This window comes from Flavobacterium sp. (genome assembly GCF_031423415.1).
Lineage (GTDB): Bacteria > Bacteroidota > Bacteroidia > Flavobacteriales > Flavobacteriaceae > Flavobacterium.
The window spans coordinates 50937-69659 of record NZ_JANPFL010000058.1; the positions used below are offsets into that span (position 1 = coordinate 50937).

Below are 18723 nucleotides of genomic sequence, written 5' to 3' on the forward strand. Positions count from 1 at the left end.
TTTTATACAGCAATTGATTAATACTATTTGTTAATGAAAAAATTATTTGATGATGTTTCTTTTAAATGCAGTGTCTTAGTTACTAAAAGCTATAGCACTTCGTTTTCTTTGGCGGTACATATGCTTGCGCCAAGTATTAGAGACGCAATTTACAGTGTTTATGGTTTTGTTCGTTTTGCCGATGAAATTGTCGATTCTTTTCACGGTTTTGACAAAGAAACTTTGATAAATGACTTTGAAGAGGAATATTACAAAGCTCAAAAATTAGGCATTAGTTTAAATCCAATTTTGAATTCTTTTAGACAAACAGTCGATAAATACAATATCTCTGATGATATGATTCAATCTTTCCTAAAAAGCATGAAAATGGATTTGATAAAATCTAATTATCATACGAAAGAAGAATATGATGAATATATTTATGGGTCTGCAGATGTAGTAGGATTAATGTGTTTGAAAGTTTTTGTAAACGGCGATAATGAAAAATATATAGAATTGAAAGAAGAAGCTATGCGATTAGGTTCTGCTTTTCAAAAAGTTAATTTCTTGCGAGATTTGAAAGACGATAATTTGGTTTTAAATCGAAATTATTTCCCAGGATTTGATTTAAAATCCTTTGACGAAAATTCTAAAGCTTTGATTATTAAAGAAATTGAAGAAGATTTCTCAGTAGCCTTGCAAGGAATTAGAAAATTGCCTTTAGAAGCTAAATTCGGCGTTTATACTGCTTATGTTTATTATAAAAAATTATTGAGAAAATTAGAAAACACACCTTGCCATAAAATAGGAAGCGAAAGAATTCGGGTTTCAAATTATAGTAAGGGAATTTTATTTGCCAATTCTTTCGTAACGTACAAATTGAAATTAGTATAACTGCTTTAAACGAGCTAAACAATAAAAATTTTATACAATAATGTTCTTCTTAATTTTTTTAGGTACATTTTTATTAATGGAAGCGGTGACTTGGTTCACCCATAAGTATGTTATGCACGGTTTTTTGTGGTACTTACATTCAGATCATCATCAACCTAAATATGCACATATTTTTGAGCGGAATGATGCTTTTTTTGTAATATTTGCCGTACCAAGTATTTTGCTTATTGTTTTTGGAGCTGAAGCTGGTTATGATTATCGAGTTGCAATAGGTGCAGGAATTGCTGCTTACGGATTAAGTTATTTTATTGTGCACGACATTATTATTCATCAGCGTTTGAAGTTATTTAAAAATACTAAAAACAAATATTTAGTAGCTCTTCGCAAAGGTCATAAAGTACACCACAAACATCTTGGGAAAGAAGACGGTGAGTGTTTTGGAATGCTATTTGTTCCTTTCAAATATTTTAAAATTTAAAATGTCATTATATTTTTTTCTAAACCTAGGTTCTTTATTAATTCCTTTTCTATACAGCTTCGACCATAGAATGAAGTATGTAAAACGCTGGAAAGCATTATTTTCTGGCATAATTATTACGGCTATATTTTATATAGTTTGGGATATTATCTTCACAAAAATGGGGGTTTGGAGTTTTAATCAACGCTATCATTCGGGCATTGAGTTTTTTGATTTGCCCATTGAGGAATGGTTATTTTTTATTTGTATTCCTTATTCAAGTCTTTTTATTCACTTCGCCTTTCATTATTTTTGCCCTAAAGTTTCTCTTTCAGATAAAACTGTTAAAACTATTTATTGGGTTTTAATGGTAGTATTACTTCCTACGATTTTCCTCAATTATGATAAATTATATACTTGCGTCAATTATGCTGTTTTGGTAGTACTTCTAACGTATACCGTTTTCAAAGTTCCTGACATTTTAAATACCTTTTTTATCACTTTTTTAATTATATTACTTCCATTTTCGTTAATCAATGGAGTTCTTACGGGTAGTTTTATTGATGAACCTGTGGTGTACTATAATAACGCTGAAAACTTGGGAATCCGACTTGGAACCATTCCAATCGAAGATATTGGTTATGCTTTTTCGATGTTATTGATGAGTTTGGTGTTAATAAAAAAAATAGAAAAATAACTGATAAACAACCTTGACAGGGTTCCAAACCCTGTCAGGGTTAATTTTAATATAAATAAAATGAAAGTATATTCAAGAGAAACGGTTCAGGTTGTCAATGCAAGTGTCGAAGAATGTTGGGCTTTCTTTTCGAGTCCAAGGAATTTACAAAAGATTACTCCTGAAAATATGGGTTTTCAAATCACAGATTTTGATAATAAACCAATGTACGCCGGACAAATAATTCAATACAAAGTTTCGCCACTTTTTGGTTTGAAATTGAGTTGGATGACGGTCATTACTGACGTCAAAGAGAACAGCTATTTTGTCGACGAACAGCGTTTTGGTCCTTATGCTTTATGGCATCACAAACACTTTTTTGAAGCTACCGAAAACGGTACAAAAATGACCGATTTAGTTCATTATGCTTTGCCTTTGGGTTTCCTAGGCAGAATAATGAATACTCTTGTGGTTAAAAATAAGTTGAAAGAAATTTTTGCTTATCGAGTTATAAAAGTGGACGAAATTTTTAATTCTAAAAAATGAGTAAATCAGAAATAACCTTTTTTTGGTTTCGTAGGGATTTGCGTATAGAGGATAATGTTGGTTTGTTTCACGCTTTGGAATCCAAGTATCAAGTTATACCTTTGTTTATTTTCGACGAGGCCATTTTGGATAATTTGCCAAAAAATGACGCTAGAGTCGGTTTTATTCACGATTCACTTTCTAAAATCGATACAAGACTCAAAGAATTAGGAAGTTCCCTTTTGGTTAAAAAGGGAAAAACTCTAGAAGTGTGGAAACAGCTTCTTCAAGAATTCGATGTCAAAGAAGTTTTTTATAATAAAGATTACGAACCTTATGCCATCAAGAGAGATTTGGTTATTAGCGAACTATTAGAAGCGAATAATACAAAGTCGTTTTCATACAAAGATCAAGTCATTTTTGAAGAAAATGAAATCACAAAAGCCGATGGATTGTCTTATACCGTTTATACTCCCTACAAAAATAAATGGCTTGAAAAATACAAATCAATGGCACCAGTTCAAGAATATGATGCTTCCGAAAATTTTTCTAATTTCTATAAAAACAATTTTACTTTTCCAACATTAGACCAAATCGGATTTAAAGAAAGTGCTATAAAAGTAATTCCTCATAATCTTAAAAATGTTGCCAATTATCACGAAACTCGAAATTTTCCTGCGTTGGATAGCACTACACATCTATCGCCGCATTTGCGTTTTGGAACCGTTAGTATTCGGAAATTAGTGAATTGGGCGGCGAAGAAAAACGAGGTGTTTTTAAGTGAATTGATTTGGCGAGAGTTTTTTATGCAGATTTTGTTTAGTTTTCCAAAAGTAGTTAGCCATAATTTCAAATCGGCTTACGATGGTATTCAATGGCGAAACGATGACGAAGATTTCAAACGCTGGTGTTCAGGAACAACGGGATATCCAATGGTCGATGCTGGGATGCGTGAATTGAATGAAACGGGTTATATGCACAACAGAGTTCGAATGGTGGTTGCGAGTTTTCTTTGCAAACATTTATTAATTAATTGGCAATGGGGCGAAGCTTATTTTGCCCAAAAATTGTTGGATTTTGAATTGTCATCCAATGTTGGAAACTGGCAATGGGCTGCTGGAACGGGTTGTGATGCAGCGCCATATTTCCGAGTTTTCAATCCAGAAATCCAGCTACAAAAATTTGACGAAAAAGGAATTTATATCCGAAAATGGATTCCTGAATTCAATCTAGGTTATGGCCAGCCAATGGTTGATCACGCATTTGCGAGAGATAGAGCCATAGCAACATACAAGGAAGGAATTTTGAAATAAATTATTTGATTAGTCTGTCTAGCATTCCTTGAAATATAAATCCGTGAAAGGGTAAAACTGCATACCAATACAGTTTTCCCCAAATGCCTTTTGGTCTAAAAGTGGCTGATTGATATAGAGTATTATTGATGATTTTAAATTCGAGCCAAGCTTCTCCTGGTAATTTCATTTCGGCAAACAAAATTAATTTCCCCTCTTCTTTATTAGCGTATAAAACCCGCCAAAAATCTAACGCATCTCCAGCGTGAATCTCATGTTTGTTGGTTCTTCCTCTGCGTGAGCCGACACCGCCATATAACCGATCGATAAATCCGCGTAAATTCCATAACCAATCACCATAATACCAACCCGTTTCTCCACCAATAGACCAAATTCTATCGATTGTGAACTCTCGGTTTTCTATTTCTTTTTTTCGTCTGTCGATGTAGCAATCTTTTTTGGGAACTTTCAAAAATTTAGATATGTTGAAGTTAAATCTCCCACTTACCAAGGAATCTTTCCAACTTGAAGCAACCTTATCTTCATCTACTTTGATCAAAGCTCTTGACAAGGCTTGTTCATAAGACATAGGTTGTACGCCCAACAAATTATTAATTTTGTTGTTCCTGCAAACCACTTCCACTTTCATACTGCTGACCAATGCCGATGCCAATTTGTAAGAAGTTGAGGTTACGAAGTATAGCCAATAGGAGGATAATTTTGGTGTCATTATGGGTACGGTATAAATCCACCTTTTTAATTTTTTTGCTTTGGCAAAACCCAAAAGCATTTCTTTGTACGTTAGTATATCAGGACCGCCAATATCGAAGCTTTTGTCGTAAGTAACAGGATTCAACAGTGATTTTGATAAAAACTCTAAAACATCTGAAATGGCAATAGGCTGACATTTGGTATTCAGCCATTTAGGTGTAATCATTAACGGTAGCTTGTTTATCAAATCCCGAATTATTTCGAAAGAAGCGCTTCCAGAACCCACGATGATTCCAGCTCTTAGCGTTGTCATAGCAAATTTCCCACTGTTTAGAACATCTTCCACTTTTTTTCTAGAGGCCAAATGCTTGGAAAGTGATTTGTCATTAACTATTCCGCTCAAATAGATAACTTGTTTCGCGTTGGTTTTATCAATGCTTTCCACAAAATTTTCTGCAGAAATTTTTTCTAATTCGTCATAATTATTATCTGAACCCGACATGGAATGAATCAAATAATAAACTGCATCGATATCCCTTGGAATGGCAACTAATGTTTCTATTTCTAGAAAGTCAACTTCAATGATCGTGACGTTTTTTTGAAATTCTTCGGGACAGTAAAACCTATTTTTATCTCTTACACAACAGATAATTTCGTGACCTTGAGCGACCAAAATAGGTAAAAGCCGCTTGCCAATATAACCTGTTGCACCTGTTAAGAGAATTTTCATGTATTGATTTTTAACTCGTTAAAGTTAACTCAATTTATTCGAAACCAAACTTATAAATTCTTTTCTTGTTTTGTTTTTTTCAAAAGCACCATTAAATGATGAGGTTGTAGTAACTGAATTTTGTTTTTGAGTACCACGCATACACATACACATGTGCTGAGCTTCAATTACAACCGCAACTCCCAAAGGATTTAGCGCTTCTTGAATACAATTTTTTATCTCGTCGGTTAATCTTTCTTGCACTTGCATTCTTCTTGAAAAAGCATCTACAACTCTAGGAATTTTACTCAAACCAACAATTTTTCCATCGGGAATGTAAGCAATATGTGCTTTGCCGAAAAAAGGCAACATATGGTGTTCACACATCGAGTACACTTCGATGTCCTTTACCACAATCATTTGCTTGTGATCTTCCGTAAATAGAGCAGATTTCAAAATTCCCAATGGATCTAATCCATAACCGTGAGTTAAATATTGCATGGCTTTTGCAGCTCTTTCAGGTGTTTTTTCAAGACCTTCTCTGTAGATATTCTCTCCTAAATTTTCAATAATACTGCGGTAATTATCGGCAATTATTGAAGTGGTTTCTTGATCGTATTTTTCTATTTTTTCGTAACTTTTTATTTGTTTGGCTATCATTTTCTTGTAATTAATTCAGAAATTAAGTTGTTTTTTTTATTTTTTATATTTTGAATGTCACGATACCGTAATCCATTTCAAAAACTTGTCCGGAGATTGATTTTGCATTTTCAGAGATAAGGTAGTTGGCCATACTCGCCACTTCCTCGGGTTTTAGGTAGTTTTTCATCGGATGGCGTTCCATCATACTTTCTTTTATTCGATCGTTTCTTAGAATTCCTGCTGCCAATGTGGTTTCCGTAATAGTTGGAGCAATGGCGTTGATTCGAACCACGGATGCTAATTCGGCTCCAAGGGATTTTACTAAACCTTCTATTCCCGCTTTTGCAGTGGCAATGCTAGCGTGAAATGGCATTCCTAATTTTGCCGCTACCGTACTGAACAAAACGATAGATGGATTAGTACCTTTTTTCAGAATTGGTAAATATTTCTGAATAGTTTTCACGGCACCAATAACATTGATTTCGAAATCATTTCTAAAATCGTCGATGCTCAAACTACCAATAGGTTTCAAATTAATGGAACCCGGGCAATAAATTAAAACATCAATAGTTTCAATATCTGGAAGGGCATCTTTTAATACATCAACAGCGTAATGTTTGAGGTTGGGATGCATAAGGTCAGGAGCATTTCGGCTAATATTATGAACTATGTTGTTTTCTAATTGTTGTAGCAAAATAGCATTTCCTATTCCTTTGCTACCACCAATGATTATTATGTTTTTCATTCTTTGAATTAATTATCTCTTAGAGATTTTATTATTATTGATTTGTCTTTGTCTACTGCATTTAAACCTGCCTTCTTCAAAATCTCTTAGTTTTTCGTGCTTTGTTTTACGACCTTGCACCCTTTCACGCCACATTTTAAAACTCGAAGGTTTCATCTCCGTTCGCATTAAGTTGATGACTTCTTGCTCTTTCAAGCCAAATTGCACTAAAATCGCATCGAAAGTGGTACGGTCTTCCCAAGCCATTTCTATGATTCGGTCTTTTTCTATATCGGTTAAATCCTTTTTCAAACTCGGTATTTTAGGTATTGATTTACTACGATTTTTGCTTTCAAATCAAACATTAAATTGTATAATCCAAAGAATGTTCGGTTCATATAAATAAAATGTTTCGAACCACGATTGCCATTCATTTTTCGCAGATTAGTATCTTTTGAAAATCGTTCTCCTAATTTTGCAATGTTGTCGAAAAACTCAGCGTCAGAAAAATCAAAAGTTTCAGTTTGAAAGGGTTTTGTAAACAGTGACAATAAATCGTAAAAAAGAGCCGTGAAATATGTTACTTCTGCTGCCGAATCATCCTCTCTAAGAATTTCTAATTCGAATAATTTTTGACTAAATAGTTCTTCGTTGTCAATGACTTTCTTGTCGATTAACTCAAAATAAGGAACATAAAACTCATTTGGAATTTGTTTCATACAACCAAAATCAATCGCCACCAAATTGTTTTCTGGGCTAACCAAGAAATTTCCTGGATGTGGATCAGCATGAACTTTTCTTAGAATATGAATTTGATACATATAAAAATCCCATAGTGCTTGACCCAATTTATCAGCAATTACCTGATTTTTATTTTTCTTGGAAAACTCAGAAATATGAATGCCTGACATCCAATCCATGGTGATGATTTTCTGCGACGAATATTCCGGATAATACCTCGGAAAAACTAAATTTTCTATTTTTTGGCAGGCAGTAACTACTTCTTGACTTTGTTTTAGTTCCAATAAATAATTAGTCTCTTCGGTCAATTTGTCTTCTACTTCCTTGAAGTATTTATCAGAATCTTTCCCTTGGAGATTAAACATTCGAATCGCGATGGGTTTTACTAATGCTAAATCTGATGAAATGCTATTGGCAACTCCCGGATATTGTATTTTTACGGCTAGTTTTTTATCGTTTTTTACAGCTAAATGCACTTGTCCAATACTTGCAGCATTAATAGAAAAGGCATCAAATTCGTCAAAAATTTCATAGGGTGTTTTTCCAAAAGTGGCCTTAAAGGTTTTCAAAACCAGTGGAGCTGACAGTGGTGGAACTGAGAACTGCGACAATGAAAATTTCTCGACATAAGCTTGTGGCAAAAAACTTTTGTCCATACTCAACATTTGCGCTACTTTAAGCGCACTTCCCTTTAGACTTTTAAGTCCGTCATAAATATCTTCGGCATTGTTTTCATTCAGTTTATCACGATTTAGATCGCTATTCACCATTTTTTCGCCGTAATATTTCAGGTAATTGACACCCACTTTGGCACCAGTTTGAACGAGTTTTGTGGCTCTTTCAATTTTTGAAGTAGGGATGTAGTCTATTGTTTTCATTAATTTTTTTGTGTTTTTTCTTTGTATAGAAACTTTCCAAGATCTAGAACACTTTCTAAGGGTATAATATTGAAAACTTCAAACACCGCTTTAACGGACTTTTCTATAAATAAATCAGTTTTTTCAAAAGCGGGAGAATCATCGTCTATCCAGAATTTTAAAATCAAGAGGAATTGAAGCCAAGACGACTCTTTAATTGCTTTTTCTTGAAAATTTTGAAATTTGTCATATTGTGTTCTCACTTCGTCAGTAATAATGTCTACAACATAATTTTTAAATTCAGTGCGAACACCTGAAAGTAACATCAGATTTTTTAACTGATTCTTATTTTCGCTTAAGCTAAGAAGCACATAACTTCTATTTGCAGACAATATTTCAAAAAATGTAAAGTAGAAAGTCAGCATCTTACTCTTCATATCGTAGTTCTCATAAGCAGGATCTTTTTGAATCATAGCTATGGTTTTCTCGATAAATATTTTATAGATTTCTTTTTCCACACTTTCAAGGGTGCCAAAAAAGGAATAGAAAACTGCTTCATCAAACCCATTTTCTTTTGCAAACAAATAAACTGATTTTGGTCGAGTTGTGTTTTCGAGACGATACGTCATGTACATAGAAACAATTTTGTCTCTAGTTATTGTAGTTTTTTTAGTTGCCATTACGTTATTATTTTATATTGTAATGCAAATGTACAAATTGTTTAACATAAAACAATATAAGTTAAACAAAAATAAATGTTAATGTTTGATTGTCCATTTATATTGCCTAAATTTGTGTTATGAAAAAGAATGTATTGATTACAGGTGGAACTGGTTTTATTGGAAAATATTTAACCCGTTTGTTAATTCAAAATGGTTTCTCTGTTGCAATTGTAAGCAGAAGCTACAAACAGAATACTGCTGATATTTCCTATTTCAGGTGGGATATTGACAAGCATTCCATCGATGAAGAAGCCGTTCTGAAAGCAGATTATATTATTCATTTAGCTGGAGAAGGTATCGCTGACGAAAGGTGGACCCTCAAACGGAAAGAGGCCATTGTGCAAAGTAGAGAAAAATCGATTCAACTAATTTATGAGGTTCTAAAAAAGAATAATAAAAAACTAGATGCGTTTGTTTCAGCCTCAGGCGTTGGGATTTACGGAGCGATTAATGGTTCAGAAATTTGCAGCGAAACGACAGCTGCGGTCGATGATTTTTTAGGGTCGACTTGCCAAAAATGGGAAGCTGCTGCCGATACAATCAAGAGTTTAGGCATTCGTACTGTGAAAATAAGAACTGGAATAGTGTTAGGAAATGGGGAAGGCTTTTTGAAAAAATTAACCCCGATTTTTAAATACAGATTGGGTGCCGCAATGGGTTCTGGAAAGCAGTACATGCCTTGGATTCACATCGATGATTTGTGTTCTATTTATCTTCAAGCTTTAAAGAATATTGAAATGTCAGGTCCGTACAACGCAGCAGTCAATGACAATACTAGCAATGAAATCTTTTCAAAAACATTTGCAAAAATCTTTGGATATTCACTGTGGTTGCCTAATGTTCCAGCGTTTTTGTTACGATTAGCATTAGGAGAAATGGCCTTAATTATTTTGAAAGGACGACGAGTTTCTTCGGAAAAAATTGAGAAAACAGGATTCCAATTTAAATTTGACAAACTAGAATTGGCTTTGCAGGACTGCTTAGGCAACTAGCGCTACTGCAACAAAAAATGAGTATTAACATTTACTTTATCTGCCACTTTCAAACTGAGAATTTTAGGAATTTCAATGTCGAAATCTTTGACATTTAAGCTGAAATCTGAAATAATTTCTAGTTTGTTTTCCAATTTTCTGAGAGTAACAATGGTATTTATTTTTTTGGTTTTTCCGTGTATTTTCATTTCGCCTTTTAGTTTGTATTCTTTTGGATTTACATCAATGTTATTCCAATTAAATCCTACAATCGTTCCTTTAAAATGGGCAGTCGGATAATCGTCTGTTTCTAAATATTTAGTGTTGAAATGTTCTCTCATCAAGGAAAGTTTGAATTCAAAACCTTTCATTTTTACCTCGCTCGATAGTACTCCACTTTTTAAATTTAGCACACAAGAAGCATTTTTATTGGTGGCTACCACTTCTTCGTATAGAGGAACAGAAGCTTCAAAATTGACAATGCCAGTTTTTGTAGTCATTTCTTTCTGGGCAAATAAATAATGAGCTAGTAACAAAAGAAGGATTGAAATAATTTTTTTCATTTTGCTGCCAATTTAATCACCTAAAGTTAAGGAATTATTCTAACAATTCTTAGAAAGTGCAGCTACTATTTTCAGATTATTTATTTTATTTTGAAAGGAGAATTCTCTTCTTTTACTTCGGTGATAAAATAGTGGGAATCTCCCCACCAAGGGAATGTTTTATACCGTTCTATATAAGTTAATTTTACGTAATGACCTTCCAGCGCTTTCAAATCCGTAATGACTTTTTCATTACTATCCAATACGGAGAAACTAAAAATTTGAGCACCGGAAATGCCTTGGCTCAATTCCCCTTCATAGGTTTTGAACACCATTCCTTTGTTGCTAAATTTTATCAATTCACCAGAGCGAACGCCTTCACTATAGGTGGCGTTATACAAAAAGGCAAAGTAGCCAACTGCTAATAAGAGTACAATTCCAAAAGTAATTCCTAAAAATTTTCGCATAATAGTTGCTAATTTAATTCTAAATTTTCGTCTTTTCCAGCTCTAGTTAATATGTTCTCGGGTAATGATTTTTGTGTTTTCGCCCCCATTTTTTTTAAATTTTCAACTCTTTTTATTAAGTTACCACTTCCATCAACGAGTTTGTTCATTGCGCCTTGGTATTCTACTTTGCTTTCGTCTATTTTCTTTCCAACTTTGATTAAATCGGCAACAAAGCCCTCAAATTTATCATATAAAGCTCCTGCTTGACGCGCAATTTCAAAAGCATTTTCTTGTTGTTTTTGGTTGGTCCACATACTATCAATTGTGCGTAAAGTCGCCAATAGAGTAGAAGGCGTCACAATGATAATGTTTTTTTCAAAAGCCTTGTTGTACAAAGCTGTGTCGTCGTTCAGCGCCAAGGCAAACGCGGGTTCCATTGGAATGAAAAGGAGCACAAAATCTGGACTTTCTATTTGGTATAAATCGTGGTAATTTTTATCACCCAATTGTTCGACGTGACGTTTTATTGAATTAACATGCTCTTTTAAAAAGCTACTTTTCAAACTGTCATCTTCCTCGTTGATGTATTTTTCATAAGCAGTCAGTGAAACTTTCGAATCGACAATCATTTTTTTGCCGTCTGGTAAATTGATCACCACATCCGGAAAGACCCGATTCCCTTCCGAATTGGTATGGGATTGTTGGACAAAATATTCGCGGTCTTTTTCCAATCCTGATTTCTCCAGCACTCTTTCTAGAATCAATTCGCCCCAATTGCCTTGCATTTTGCTGTCGCCTTTTAAGGCTTTGGTCAGGTTTAAGGTTTCTTTGCTCATTTGCAAATTCATTTCTTTCAGGCCTAGAATTTGTTGGCGCAAAGCCGCGTGATAATCGATGCTTTCCTTGTGAGTATCCTCAACTTTTTTCTCAAACAAATGAATTTTATCTTGCAATGGCGACAAGATATTTTTCATATTCTCTTTGTTTTGCTCGGTAAATTTGCTTGATTTTTCGTCTAATATTTTATTGGCCAAATTCTCAAATTCCTTGGTGAATTTTTCCTGAAGTTTTTCTACTTCTTCCTTTTGTTCTTTGTTGCGTTGCCAAAGATTTTCAAAATCGACTTCTTTCTTGGTCAATTGAATTGCCAAACTGTCTTTTTCGTTACGAATGCGCTCTTTTTCTGTACTTGAAAATTCTAGTTGCTTTTCGAACGTGTTTTTCTCTATCAAAAATTGCTCTTTTTGTTGGTTGAGCTGGTTGATTGAAGCAATTAATTTTTCTTCTAAACTTATTTTTTCAGATTGAAATCGTGCCGAAAATAGGAGTTTTCCAATGAAAACGCCAATGGCGAGAGCGATTATAAATACCAATAAAAAAGGGAGCATAGTTGACATAAAAGGATGGATTTATTATGATAACGTAGGGACAGGTTGCAACCTGTCCGTACTTTGTTATTGCAAAAAGTAAAAGTATGGAATTATTACAGTATTTTTCACATAATATTTTAAGAATGTATTTAGTTAAGACAAAAAAAGCCAACAAAAAATTTCTTTCTTATTGGCTTCTTCTCAACAAATCAAAAAGGTTATTCGTCTAACTTAATATTTCCCCGATCTTCGTGATTATCGGGATCCGAATTGGGATAACGGTGCGCCGTAATATCCGAGTTGTGGTCTTTGTTTTCAATCATTCGCTGGGTTTCTTTATCTGAAAATAGGGCGACACTAGAACTTGGTTGTTGGTTTTCTTCGCTATTGTTATGTTCAGGGTTTGCGTCAACATTGCGCGCTCTGTGTACGATTTTTTGTTCTCCACTGCTATTGGTTTCCACTTCTGCTACGAGTTTTGTTGCCGCAGGATCATGATTTTCCGGTAGGATTTCGTTGCTGAATTCCTCGGGCATATTTTGCTTATTGTTCATCTTTTTTGAACCTAAATCATTATTTTCCATAGGGTTTGTTTTAGTATTGGTACTGTCCACTTCTATAAAGATATTCTATTTGCTTCTGGTAATGGGATTATTTAACAAAGCTTTTGGTTTGTGGGGAGAAATAGAAGTGCGTTGTAGCGATGTGATTTTTTCTGAAAGGGAATAAAAAAAGTCCCACCGAAGCAGGACTAAAGATTTCTCTACGGCATATAGCCTTATTGTGATAAGATTAAAGATTAGAAATTTTAATCACAACAAATGTAAGTAAAAAAAACTTTAGTAAGAATGAGAAAAACCTCAAAGTAGTTAATTATTTTTATTTAACTTTAAAAATTCTTACAAAACATAGATTAGTATGGCAAAAATATTAGGATTAGATTTAGGGACGAACTCGATTGGGTGGGCGATTGTTGATGATGTTGATAGAAAAATAATTGATTCTGGGGTGCGGATTTTTCCAGAAGGTGTTGTCGCAAAAACTATTGGACAGGGTGAGAAAGAAGAAAGTAAAAATGCAAGTAGACGAAAAAGTCGTCAACAGCGCCGTGGTTTTTATCGAAAAAGATTACGAAAAATCAAATTATTAAGAACGCTTATTAATTTAAATATTTGTCCGTTAACTCATAACGAACTTGATATTTGGAGTAAGTGGGACAAAGAAAAAAAGAAAGATGGGAGAATGGCTCCAGAAATCCATTTACGTGAAACTCATTCTTATTGTTTATGGTTGAGGCAAAATCCATATTTATTAAGAGATAAAGCATTGAATGAAGATTTAACTCTTGAAGAATTTGGTAGAGTACTATACCACCTAATTCAAAGAAGAGGTTTTCTGAGTAATCGTAAAGGAAAAGATGATGGGAAAATCTATAAAGGAAAAGATGGCGTAAAAGGCATAGAGGATACTCAAAAAGAGATCGAAAATTCAACTTTAGGGAGGTATTTGTTCGATATTTTACCAAAAGAGGGAGAGCCTTTCAAAGTCATTCAAGATGAAAAAGGGAATGAATTGCGTGTTCGCTCACGATATACTTTGCGTGATATGTATATAGCCGAATTTGAAGCAATTTGGCAAAGACAAGCAATGAACTTAAAACTTGAAAACGTTGAATGTACCAATGAGAAAAAAGTTTTATTAAAAGGTGGTTTGAAAAACAAAAGAAACAGTAGCAAAATTGCACATCTACAAAAAATAAAAGGAGAAGACAATATTGAAGTAATTGAGTTGAATGACGAACTGTCAAAAAATGACAAACAGAAATATCTACTTAAAATTAAAACTCAACTGCCGTTAAAAGAATTCTTGGCGGGTAAAATTGATAAAGATGAGGCAGGAGAAATCAAATTTAAAAGTAATGAAAGTGTTTTGTTTTGGCAAAGACCTTTGCGTTCTCAGAAAGGACTTCTTGCAAAATGTAGATTTGAATCTGATTTGAAAGATGAAAATGGGAAGCATATACAAAAAGGTAAAACTCCTTGTCATTTGTCGCATCCTTTATTTGAGGAGTATCGAGCATTGCAATATATCAATACTATAGAATATGGTAAAAAGCAGCGATTGGACGAGTCGCAGCGTTCCCTTGTGCTGGAACTCATAAACTCCAAAGACAAGAAATTTGATTTTACAGAGATCAAAAAGAAGTTAAAATTAGAATATGAAACCTTTAATTATGAGGATAAATCTCCAGTTACAGGGAACTATACAACCAAGCATCTAAATGCTTTATTTCCTAAAAAGTTGCTAGAAAAGGAATTCACAATAACAGTAAATAAAGAAAAAGTAATCGAATATGGTTACGAGCGCATCTGGCATTTATTTCATTTTTGCGAAGACAATGATAAGCTGATTAAAAGTTTAAAAAAATTAATTAACGACGCAGAAATTGATTTTGATTTCAATGAAACAGCAATTAAAAGTGTTGAAAGCATAAATTTAAAAGAAGGATATTCCAATGTTTCACTCAAAGCTATTAAAAATATAAATCCTTATCTCAAAAAAGGGTTGAAATTAAGCGATGCTATTATTTTAGCAGGTGTAAGAAATGCTTTTGGTAAAAAATGGGAACTGTATAAAAATGACCATATTGATTTAGAAAAGGACTTACTAAATATAAATCACGAAAAGGGAAACAAAGAAGGACAAGCAATTGAAAAAATAAAGAACTATCTGATTGAAAATAAATACGGTTTTTTTGCGGATGATGTTAGATTCAAAAAACTGTATCACCATAGTCAAGAGGTAATTCAAGTAAAAATACAAGACAAACTGGATGCTGTTGAAAATTTGAGAAATCCAATTGTGCAGCAAGGTGTTAATGAAACAAAGCGTTTAGTAAATGAATTAATGGCCAGGGAAGGAAAGTTTGACCAAATTAGAGTTGAACTAGGGCGAGATTTAAAAAACAGCAAAACTAAACGGGAAGAACTAGGATATAAAATCAGAGATAACGAAAAGAAAAACGATAAGGCAAGAGAATTACTGATCGAATTTGGTTTAAGACAAAGTATGGACAACGTTCAAAAAGTGTTGTTATATCAAGAAATGCCAATTTCTATTTGTCCTTATACCAACAAAACCATCAACATATCGGATTTATTAGGAGGTAAAAATAAGTTTCAGGTAGAGCATATTATCCCAAAATCAATTTCATTAGACGATAGTTTTGCGAATAAAACATTGTGCGATTCAAAATTTAATGGTTTAAAAGGTAATAAAACACCACACGATTACTATGAAATCAATAAAGACCCAAATCTTTGGGGAGGTGCAAAATCTTGGGAAGAAATAGAACGCCGAGCTTTTAAAGTTTTGCCCTATGCTAAAGCAAAACGGTTTGCGTCGAAAACTAAATTTGAAACTAACGATTTTATCCAACGACAATTAAATGACACTCGGTATATAAGTAAAAAAACAAGTGAAATTCTTTCGCAAGTTTGTGCAGATGTTCGTGTGATGCCGGGAAGTTTAACCGCCGAATTGAGACGACTTTGGGGCTTGAATAACATTTTGCAGCCCATTATGACGGTGGATATTCCAAATTTGCACATCGAACCTAATAAACACATACCACATTATGTTGTTTTGGATAACAATAAAAAACCTGTTTTATCACAACGAATTTATTTTGACAAGCCATCAACAAATGAAAATGAAACTCTTTTGTCTGGAAGTATTGACAAAGGAGTTTTTAAATCGAAAGAACAGTATGTTAAATTTCAGGTTGAAGCACCAGATTTAGTTAATGGGGATTATTGGGCAAAATTATTATTATCCAATCCAAAAAGCATTATCCAAGTATTTAGGGATAAACCGCCCACAGCAGATGATAAAATAGTTTTACGAGGAAAGATTGAGAAAGGGAAGTTCAAAAATGATGGTTTAAATGCGATTGATGCGGTAGGAGAAGATAACGGAACATATTGGGCAACACTGACTATTCAGAAAAAAGAATTTAAAAAATCTGTTAAAGAGGACCAGCCAAAGAAAAACGGAAAGCAAATACTTCTTTTTGGAGAAGTGAAAGAAGGTCTTTTCTCATCGTATATTTATGAATGTGAAGCAGAATTAGAAGATGGAAAGTATTGGCTTACCATAAATGTCGATTTTGAAAAGGTTTCGTTTGAAAAAGCTTTAAACGAAAGACCGCTTGTAAAAGAAAATCAAATTTTGATTCAAGGCACTACGAATGATGAGAATATATTTGTTTCCGATATGGACAATCAACATTATTTTGAGATGGAGGAAGGCAAAGGAAAATATTATGTATTGTTTGACATCGTTTCTGAAGTAACAGAATTTTCACCAGTAAAAACTATAGCACCAGTTCTAGAGGACGGACAATCAATGGAGCAAGGAACCGCTTGGGTGGACATAGAGACTGGTGAGATAAAATTTGACCCTATCAAAAACCGTGAAGACCACCGCCACCACGCCATAGATGCGCTGGTTATAGCCTTAACAAAAGAATCCTTTTTCCAACGGTTGAGCAAACAAAGTGCCGCTGCCGCAAACAAGAAACGAGAAAATGAGTACGAAAAAGAGCAATTGAAATTCCCAGAACCCTGGGACGATTTTCATACTGATGCAAAAAATAGTATCAATAGTATTCTAATCTCACACAAACTAAACAAAAACATCCTAACAAAAATCACGAAGAAGATTACCAAAAATGGACAAACTTTTAAAAGTGAGGGAATGGCTGTGAGAGGGCAGTTGCACAAAGAAAATCTCTACGGGGACAGGACACCACCAAATGGAAAGAAGGGTTTTCATAAAAGAGAGTCTGTTGAAAGTTTAAAAACAGACAAACAATTGGAAAAGATTGTCGATACTGCAATTAAAGAAATAATAATTAAAGCGAGAAAAGCTGAAATACCATTATATAAAGAAATTGACCAGTTAGCGAAACAATTGAAATCTCCAAGAAACACAGAAATAGAAGAAAAAGAGATTAAAGGAAAAATTGAAGCATTACATATCAAAATTAAATCGTTTTATACTTTGCCCAATAAAAAAGGGGAACCAGTCCCTATTAAAAAAGTAAGAGTTACAGTAGAAATGGGTAATGCACAGCAACTAAAATCAACAAAAAATCAATATGTAAATCCAAGAAATAATCATCACGCATTAGTTTTTGTTGATGACTGTGAAAACTATAATTTTCATTTAGAATCGTTTTGGAAGGTTGTAAAAAGAAAACAACAGCAGGAAAGAATTTACCAAATACCAAACGAATTTACGAACACGACATTAATTGAAACAATCGAAAAAACAGAAATGTTTTTATTGGGATTATCTGAAACAACATACCGAAACAATATTAATAACATAACTTTTTTGAAAGAGCATCTATATAAAGCAGAAGCAATATCGAGTACAAATCAAGGAAAATCACCATTATTTGAGTTTAGACACCATTTAGAATCTTCACAGAGCAGAGAATATTTTCCTCATTATATAAGAATTACAAGTTTAGGAGAGGGCAAAAATGGGTGGAAGACACAAAATCCGATTAAAGTAAAAATTTCAAGTTTAGGCAAAATCCAAAAACTATGAACCGCCTCGATTTCTTCCGCACACTCGGTCTCGGCACCACGGGTTTAATTATTCCGAATACTACTTGGTCGCAAAAACCCGTCAAGATATACGACAACTATATCAAAGGCCTCACGCATTATGGCTTTGCACAAGTTCGGGCGCAATTAGCGGTGGGCACAGAGTTAAGTTTAAAAAGAGAACTAACCAATCAGTACGATAGTTTTGCTGTCGAGGTTTATTGCAACCAACACAAATTGGGCTATTTGGCGGCTTATGAAAACATCGCCATTGCCAATATGCTCGAACAAGGCGTGGGCTTTGCGGCTTTTGTTAGCAAAGTCAGCAGCAATCCCGACCAGGTGTATGATGCCTTGGCGGTAGAGATTTATACCAATATCGTTATCGAAACGCCTGCAATCATTCAAACCGATTTGCTTACCAAAAGAGCCGATGATGCTAACGACCATTACCGAAAAGGCTTTACTTTATAAAGTTCTAGTGCTTGTTTTAAAAACAATACTAGGTCTATTGTTATGAACTAAACAAGATTAAGTCTTAAAATTACCCCGGCGATAAGACCAACTTGTACTTAACCTGGTCGAAAAAGTTCATTGAAAATTGGAGTAAAACAACTGAGAGTACGTTGTATTTCTAAATAAAATAGAACTAGTTACTCAATAAGTAGTTATAGTTACTCAATAAGTAGTTCTAGTTATTCAATAAGTAGTCAACCCTTAAAAAGAGCTATTTTTAATTTCCACAAAAATAGGAATATTATTTTCAGGATAGAAGTTGAACAAATAATTAAGCCAAAAAACAATTTGTTCCTTGATTTGGTTGAATCGGAGCTTAAAATTGTAC

At 33.8% G+C, this 18723-nt stretch carries 18 protein-coding genes; 8 read left to right on the top strand and 10 right to left on the bottom strand.

Going from position 1 to position 18723, the window contains the following annotated elements:
• The first annotated feature begins 33 nt into the window (after nucleotides 1-33).
• Genes RMO83_RS06190 through RMO83_RS06210 form a run of 5 tightly spaced genes read left to right on the top strand, consistent with a single transcriptional unit; the run spans nucleotide 34 to nucleotide 3844 of the window.
• Nucleotides 34-873, top strand: a complete 840-nt coding sequence (locus tag RMO83_RS06190; RefSeq protein WP_310558800.1) for a phytoene/squalene synthase family protein — start codon at nucleotides 34-36, stop codon at nucleotides 871-873.
• A gap of 40 nt (nucleotides 874-913) precedes the next feature.
• Nucleotides 914-1351 carry a sterol desaturase family protein gene (locus RMO83_RS06195; RefSeq protein ID WP_310558801.1) on the top strand — a complete coding sequence of 146 codons (438 nt, stop codon included), beginning with the start codon at nucleotides 914-916 and terminating at the stop codon, nucleotides 1349-1351.
• A 1-nt stretch (nucleotide 1352) separates the two neighbouring features.
• On the top strand, nucleotides 1353-2027 hold the full coding sequence (locus RMO83_RS06200; RefSeq protein ID WP_310558802.1) for a lycopene cyclase domain-containing protein: 675 nt from the start codon (nucleotides 1353-1355) through the stop codon (nucleotides 2025-2027).
• A 60-nt stretch (nucleotides 2028-2087) separates the two neighbouring features.
• On the top strand, nucleotides 2088-2552 hold the full coding sequence (locus RMO83_RS06205; RefSeq protein ID WP_310558803.1) for an SRPBCC family protein: 465 nt from the start codon (nucleotides 2088-2090) through the stop codon (nucleotides 2550-2552).
• Nucleotides 2549-3844, top strand: coding sequence for a deoxyribodipyrimidine photo-lyase (locus RMO83_RS06210; protein WP_310558804.1), 1296 nt, complete (start codon nucleotides 2549-2551; stop codon nucleotides 3842-3844). Before RMO83_RS06205 ends, RMO83_RS06210 begins: the two co-directional genes overlap by 4 nt.
• Before the next feature lies 1 nt (nucleotide 3845).
• On the opposite strand, the gene RMO83_RS06215 is transcribed toward RMO83_RS06210, so the two are convergent.
• The 6 genes from RMO83_RS06215 to RMO83_RS06240 are packed head-to-tail and all read right to left on the bottom strand — an operon-like array spanning nucleotide 3846 to nucleotide 8887.
• Nucleotides 3846-5264, bottom strand: a complete 1419-nt coding sequence (locus RMO83_RS06215; RefSeq protein WP_310558805.1) for an SDR family oxidoreductase — start codon at nucleotides 5262-5264, stop codon at nucleotides 3846-3848.
• A 24-nt stretch (nucleotides 5265-5288) separates the two neighbouring features.
• On the bottom strand, nucleotides 5289-5903 hold the full coding sequence (folE, locus tag RMO83_RS06220) for a GTP cyclohydrolase I FolE (protein ID WP_310558806.1): 615 nt from the start codon (nucleotides 5901-5903) through the stop codon (nucleotides 5289-5291).
• A 43-nt stretch (nucleotides 5904-5946) separates the two neighbouring features.
• Nucleotides 5947-6630 (bottom strand): SDR family oxidoreductase, encoded by a 684-nt coding sequence (locus RMO83_RS06225; protein ID WP_310558807.1) that lies wholly within the window; start codon nucleotides 6628-6630, stop codon nucleotides 5947-5949.
• Between the two features lie 12 nt (nucleotides 6631-6642).
• Nucleotides 6643-6921, bottom strand: coding sequence for a TIGR03643 family protein (locus RMO83_RS06230; RefSeq protein ID WP_310558808.1), 279 nt, complete (start codon nucleotides 6919-6921; stop codon nucleotides 6643-6645).
• On the bottom strand, nucleotides 6918-8228 hold the full coding sequence (locus tag RMO83_RS06235; RefSeq protein WP_310558809.1) for an AarF/UbiB family protein: 1311 nt from the start codon (nucleotides 8226-8228) through the stop codon (nucleotides 6918-6920). The genes RMO83_RS06230 and RMO83_RS06235 overlap by 4 nt, the downstream gene beginning before the upstream one ends.
• Complete coding sequence (locus RMO83_RS06240) at nucleotides 8228-8887, bottom strand: TetR family transcriptional regulator C-terminal domain-containing protein (protein ID WP_310558810.1); 660 nt, start codon at nucleotides 8885-8887, stop codon at nucleotides 8228-8230. The genes RMO83_RS06235 and RMO83_RS06240 overlap by 1 nt, the downstream gene beginning before the upstream one ends.
• A gap of 119 nt (nucleotides 8888-9006) precedes the next feature.
• Between RMO83_RS06240 and RMO83_RS06245 the strand changes: the two genes are divergently transcribed.
• Complete coding sequence (locus RMO83_RS06245) at nucleotides 9007-9921, top strand: TIGR01777 family oxidoreductase (RefSeq protein WP_310558811.1); 915 nt, start codon at nucleotides 9007-9009, stop codon at nucleotides 9919-9921.
• Nucleotides 9922-9923: 2 nt separating this feature from the next.
• Here RMO83_RS06245 and RMO83_RS06250 read toward each other — a convergent pair whose 3' ends face one another.
• The 4 genes from RMO83_RS06250 to RMO83_RS06265 all read right to left on the bottom strand — a co-directional run bounded on the left by RMO83_RS06250 (nucleotide 9924) and on the right by RMO83_RS06265 (nucleotide 12845).
• Nucleotides 9924-10463, bottom strand: coding sequence for a YceI family protein (locus tag RMO83_RS06250; RefSeq protein WP_310558812.1), 540 nt, complete (start codon nucleotides 10461-10463; stop codon nucleotides 9924-9926).
• An 80-nt stretch (nucleotides 10464-10543) separates the two neighbouring features.
• Nucleotides 10544-10909 (bottom strand): 6-phosphogluconate dehydrogenase, encoded by a 366-nt coding sequence (locus RMO83_RS06255; protein WP_310558813.1) that lies wholly within the window; start codon nucleotides 10907-10909, stop codon nucleotides 10544-10546.
• 8 nt (nucleotides 10910-10917) lie between these two features.
• On the bottom strand, nucleotides 10918-12288 hold the full coding sequence (gene rmuC, locus RMO83_RS06260; protein ID WP_310558814.1) for a DNA recombination protein RmuC: 1371 nt from the start codon (nucleotides 12286-12288) through the stop codon (nucleotides 10918-10920).
• Between the two features lie 191 nt (nucleotides 12289-12479).
• A complete protein-coding gene (locus tag RMO83_RS06265; protein WP_310558815.1) occupies nucleotides 12480-12845 on the bottom strand; it encodes a hypothetical protein in 366 nt (121 codons plus the stop codon).
• Nucleotides 12846-13179: 334 nt separating this feature from the next.
• On the opposite strand from RMO83_RS06265, the gene cas9 reads away from it, so the two are divergent.
• Both cas9 and RMO83_RS06275 read left to right on the top strand, forming a co-directional pair.
• Nucleotides 13180-17880 (top strand): type II CRISPR RNA-guided endonuclease Cas9, encoded by a 4701-nt coding sequence (gene cas9, locus RMO83_RS06270; RefSeq protein WP_310558816.1) that lies wholly within the window; start codon nucleotides 13180-13182, stop codon nucleotides 17878-17880.
• Nucleotides 17877-18353 (top strand): HIRAN domain-containing protein, encoded by a 477-nt coding sequence (locus RMO83_RS06275; RefSeq protein ID WP_310558817.1) that lies wholly within the window; start codon nucleotides 17877-17879, stop codon nucleotides 18351-18353. The genes cas9 and RMO83_RS06275 overlap by 4 nt, the downstream gene beginning before the upstream one ends.
• The last annotated feature ends 370 nt before the right edge of the window (nucleotides 18354-18723 follow it).

Bases quoted from the DNA above. Each gene is read 5' to 3' on its own strand.
- RMO83_RS06200 (WP_310558802.1), top strand. From the start codon at position 1,353: ATGTCATTATATTTTTTTCTAAACCTAGGTTCTTTATTAATTCCTTTT.
- RMO83_RS06275 (WP_310558817.1), top strand. From the start codon at position 17,877: ATGAACCGCCTCGATTTCTTCCGCACACTCGGTCTCGGCACCACGGGT.
- rmuC (WP_310558814.1), bottom strand. From the start codon at position 12,288: ATGTCAACTATGCTCCCTTTTTTATTGGTATTTATAATCGCTCTCGCC.
- RMO83_RS06235 (WP_310558809.1), bottom strand. From the start codon at position 8,228: ATGAAAACAATAGACTACATCCCTACTTCAAAAATTGAAAGAGCCACA.
- RMO83_RS06190 (WP_310558800.1), top strand. From the start codon at position 34: ATGAAAAAATTATTTGATGATGTTTCTTTTAAATGCAGTGTCTTAGTT.
- RMO83_RS06225 (WP_310558807.1), bottom strand. From the start codon at position 6,630: ATGAAAAACATAATAATCATTGGTGGTAGCAAAGGAATAGGAAATGCT.
- RMO83_RS06265 (WP_310558815.1), bottom strand. From the start codon at position 12,845: ATGGAAAATAATGATTTAGGTTCAAAAAAGATGAACAATAAGCAAAAT.
- RMO83_RS06250 (WP_310558812.1), bottom strand. From the start codon at position 10,463: ATGAAAAAAATTATTTCAATCCTTCTTTTGTTACTAGCTCATTATTTA.
- RMO83_RS06245 (WP_310558811.1), top strand. From the start codon at position 9,007: ATGAAAAAGAATGTATTGATTACAGGTGGAACTGGTTTTATTGGAAAA.
- RMO83_RS06255 (WP_310558813.1), bottom strand. From the start codon at position 10,909: ATGCGAAAATTTTTAGGAATTACTTTTGGAATTGTACTCTTATTAGCA.
- RMO83_RS06215 (WP_310558805.1), bottom strand. From the start codon at position 5,264: ATGAAAATTCTCTTAACAGGTGCAACAGGTTATATTGGCAAGCGGCTT.
- RMO83_RS06240 (WP_310558810.1), bottom strand. From the start codon at position 8,887: ATGGCAACTAAAAAAACTACAATAACTAGAGACAAAATTGTTTCTATG.
- RMO83_RS06195 (WP_310558801.1), top strand. From the start codon at position 914: ATGTTCTTCTTAATTTTTTTAGGTACATTTTTATTAATGGAAGCGGTG.
- folE (WP_310558806.1), bottom strand. From the start codon at position 5,903: ATGATAGCCAAACAAATAAAAAGTTACGAAAAAATAGAAAAATACGAT.
- RMO83_RS06205 (WP_310558803.1), top strand. From the start codon at position 2,088: ATGAAAGTATATTCAAGAGAAACGGTTCAGGTTGTCAATGCAAGTGTC.
- RMO83_RS06210 (WP_310558804.1), top strand. From the start codon at position 2,549: ATGAGTAAATCAGAAATAACCTTTTTTTGGTTTCGTAGGGATTTGCGT.
- cas9 (WP_310558816.1), top strand. From the start codon at position 13,180: ATGGCAAAAATATTAGGATTAGATTTAGGGACGAACTCGATTGGGTGG.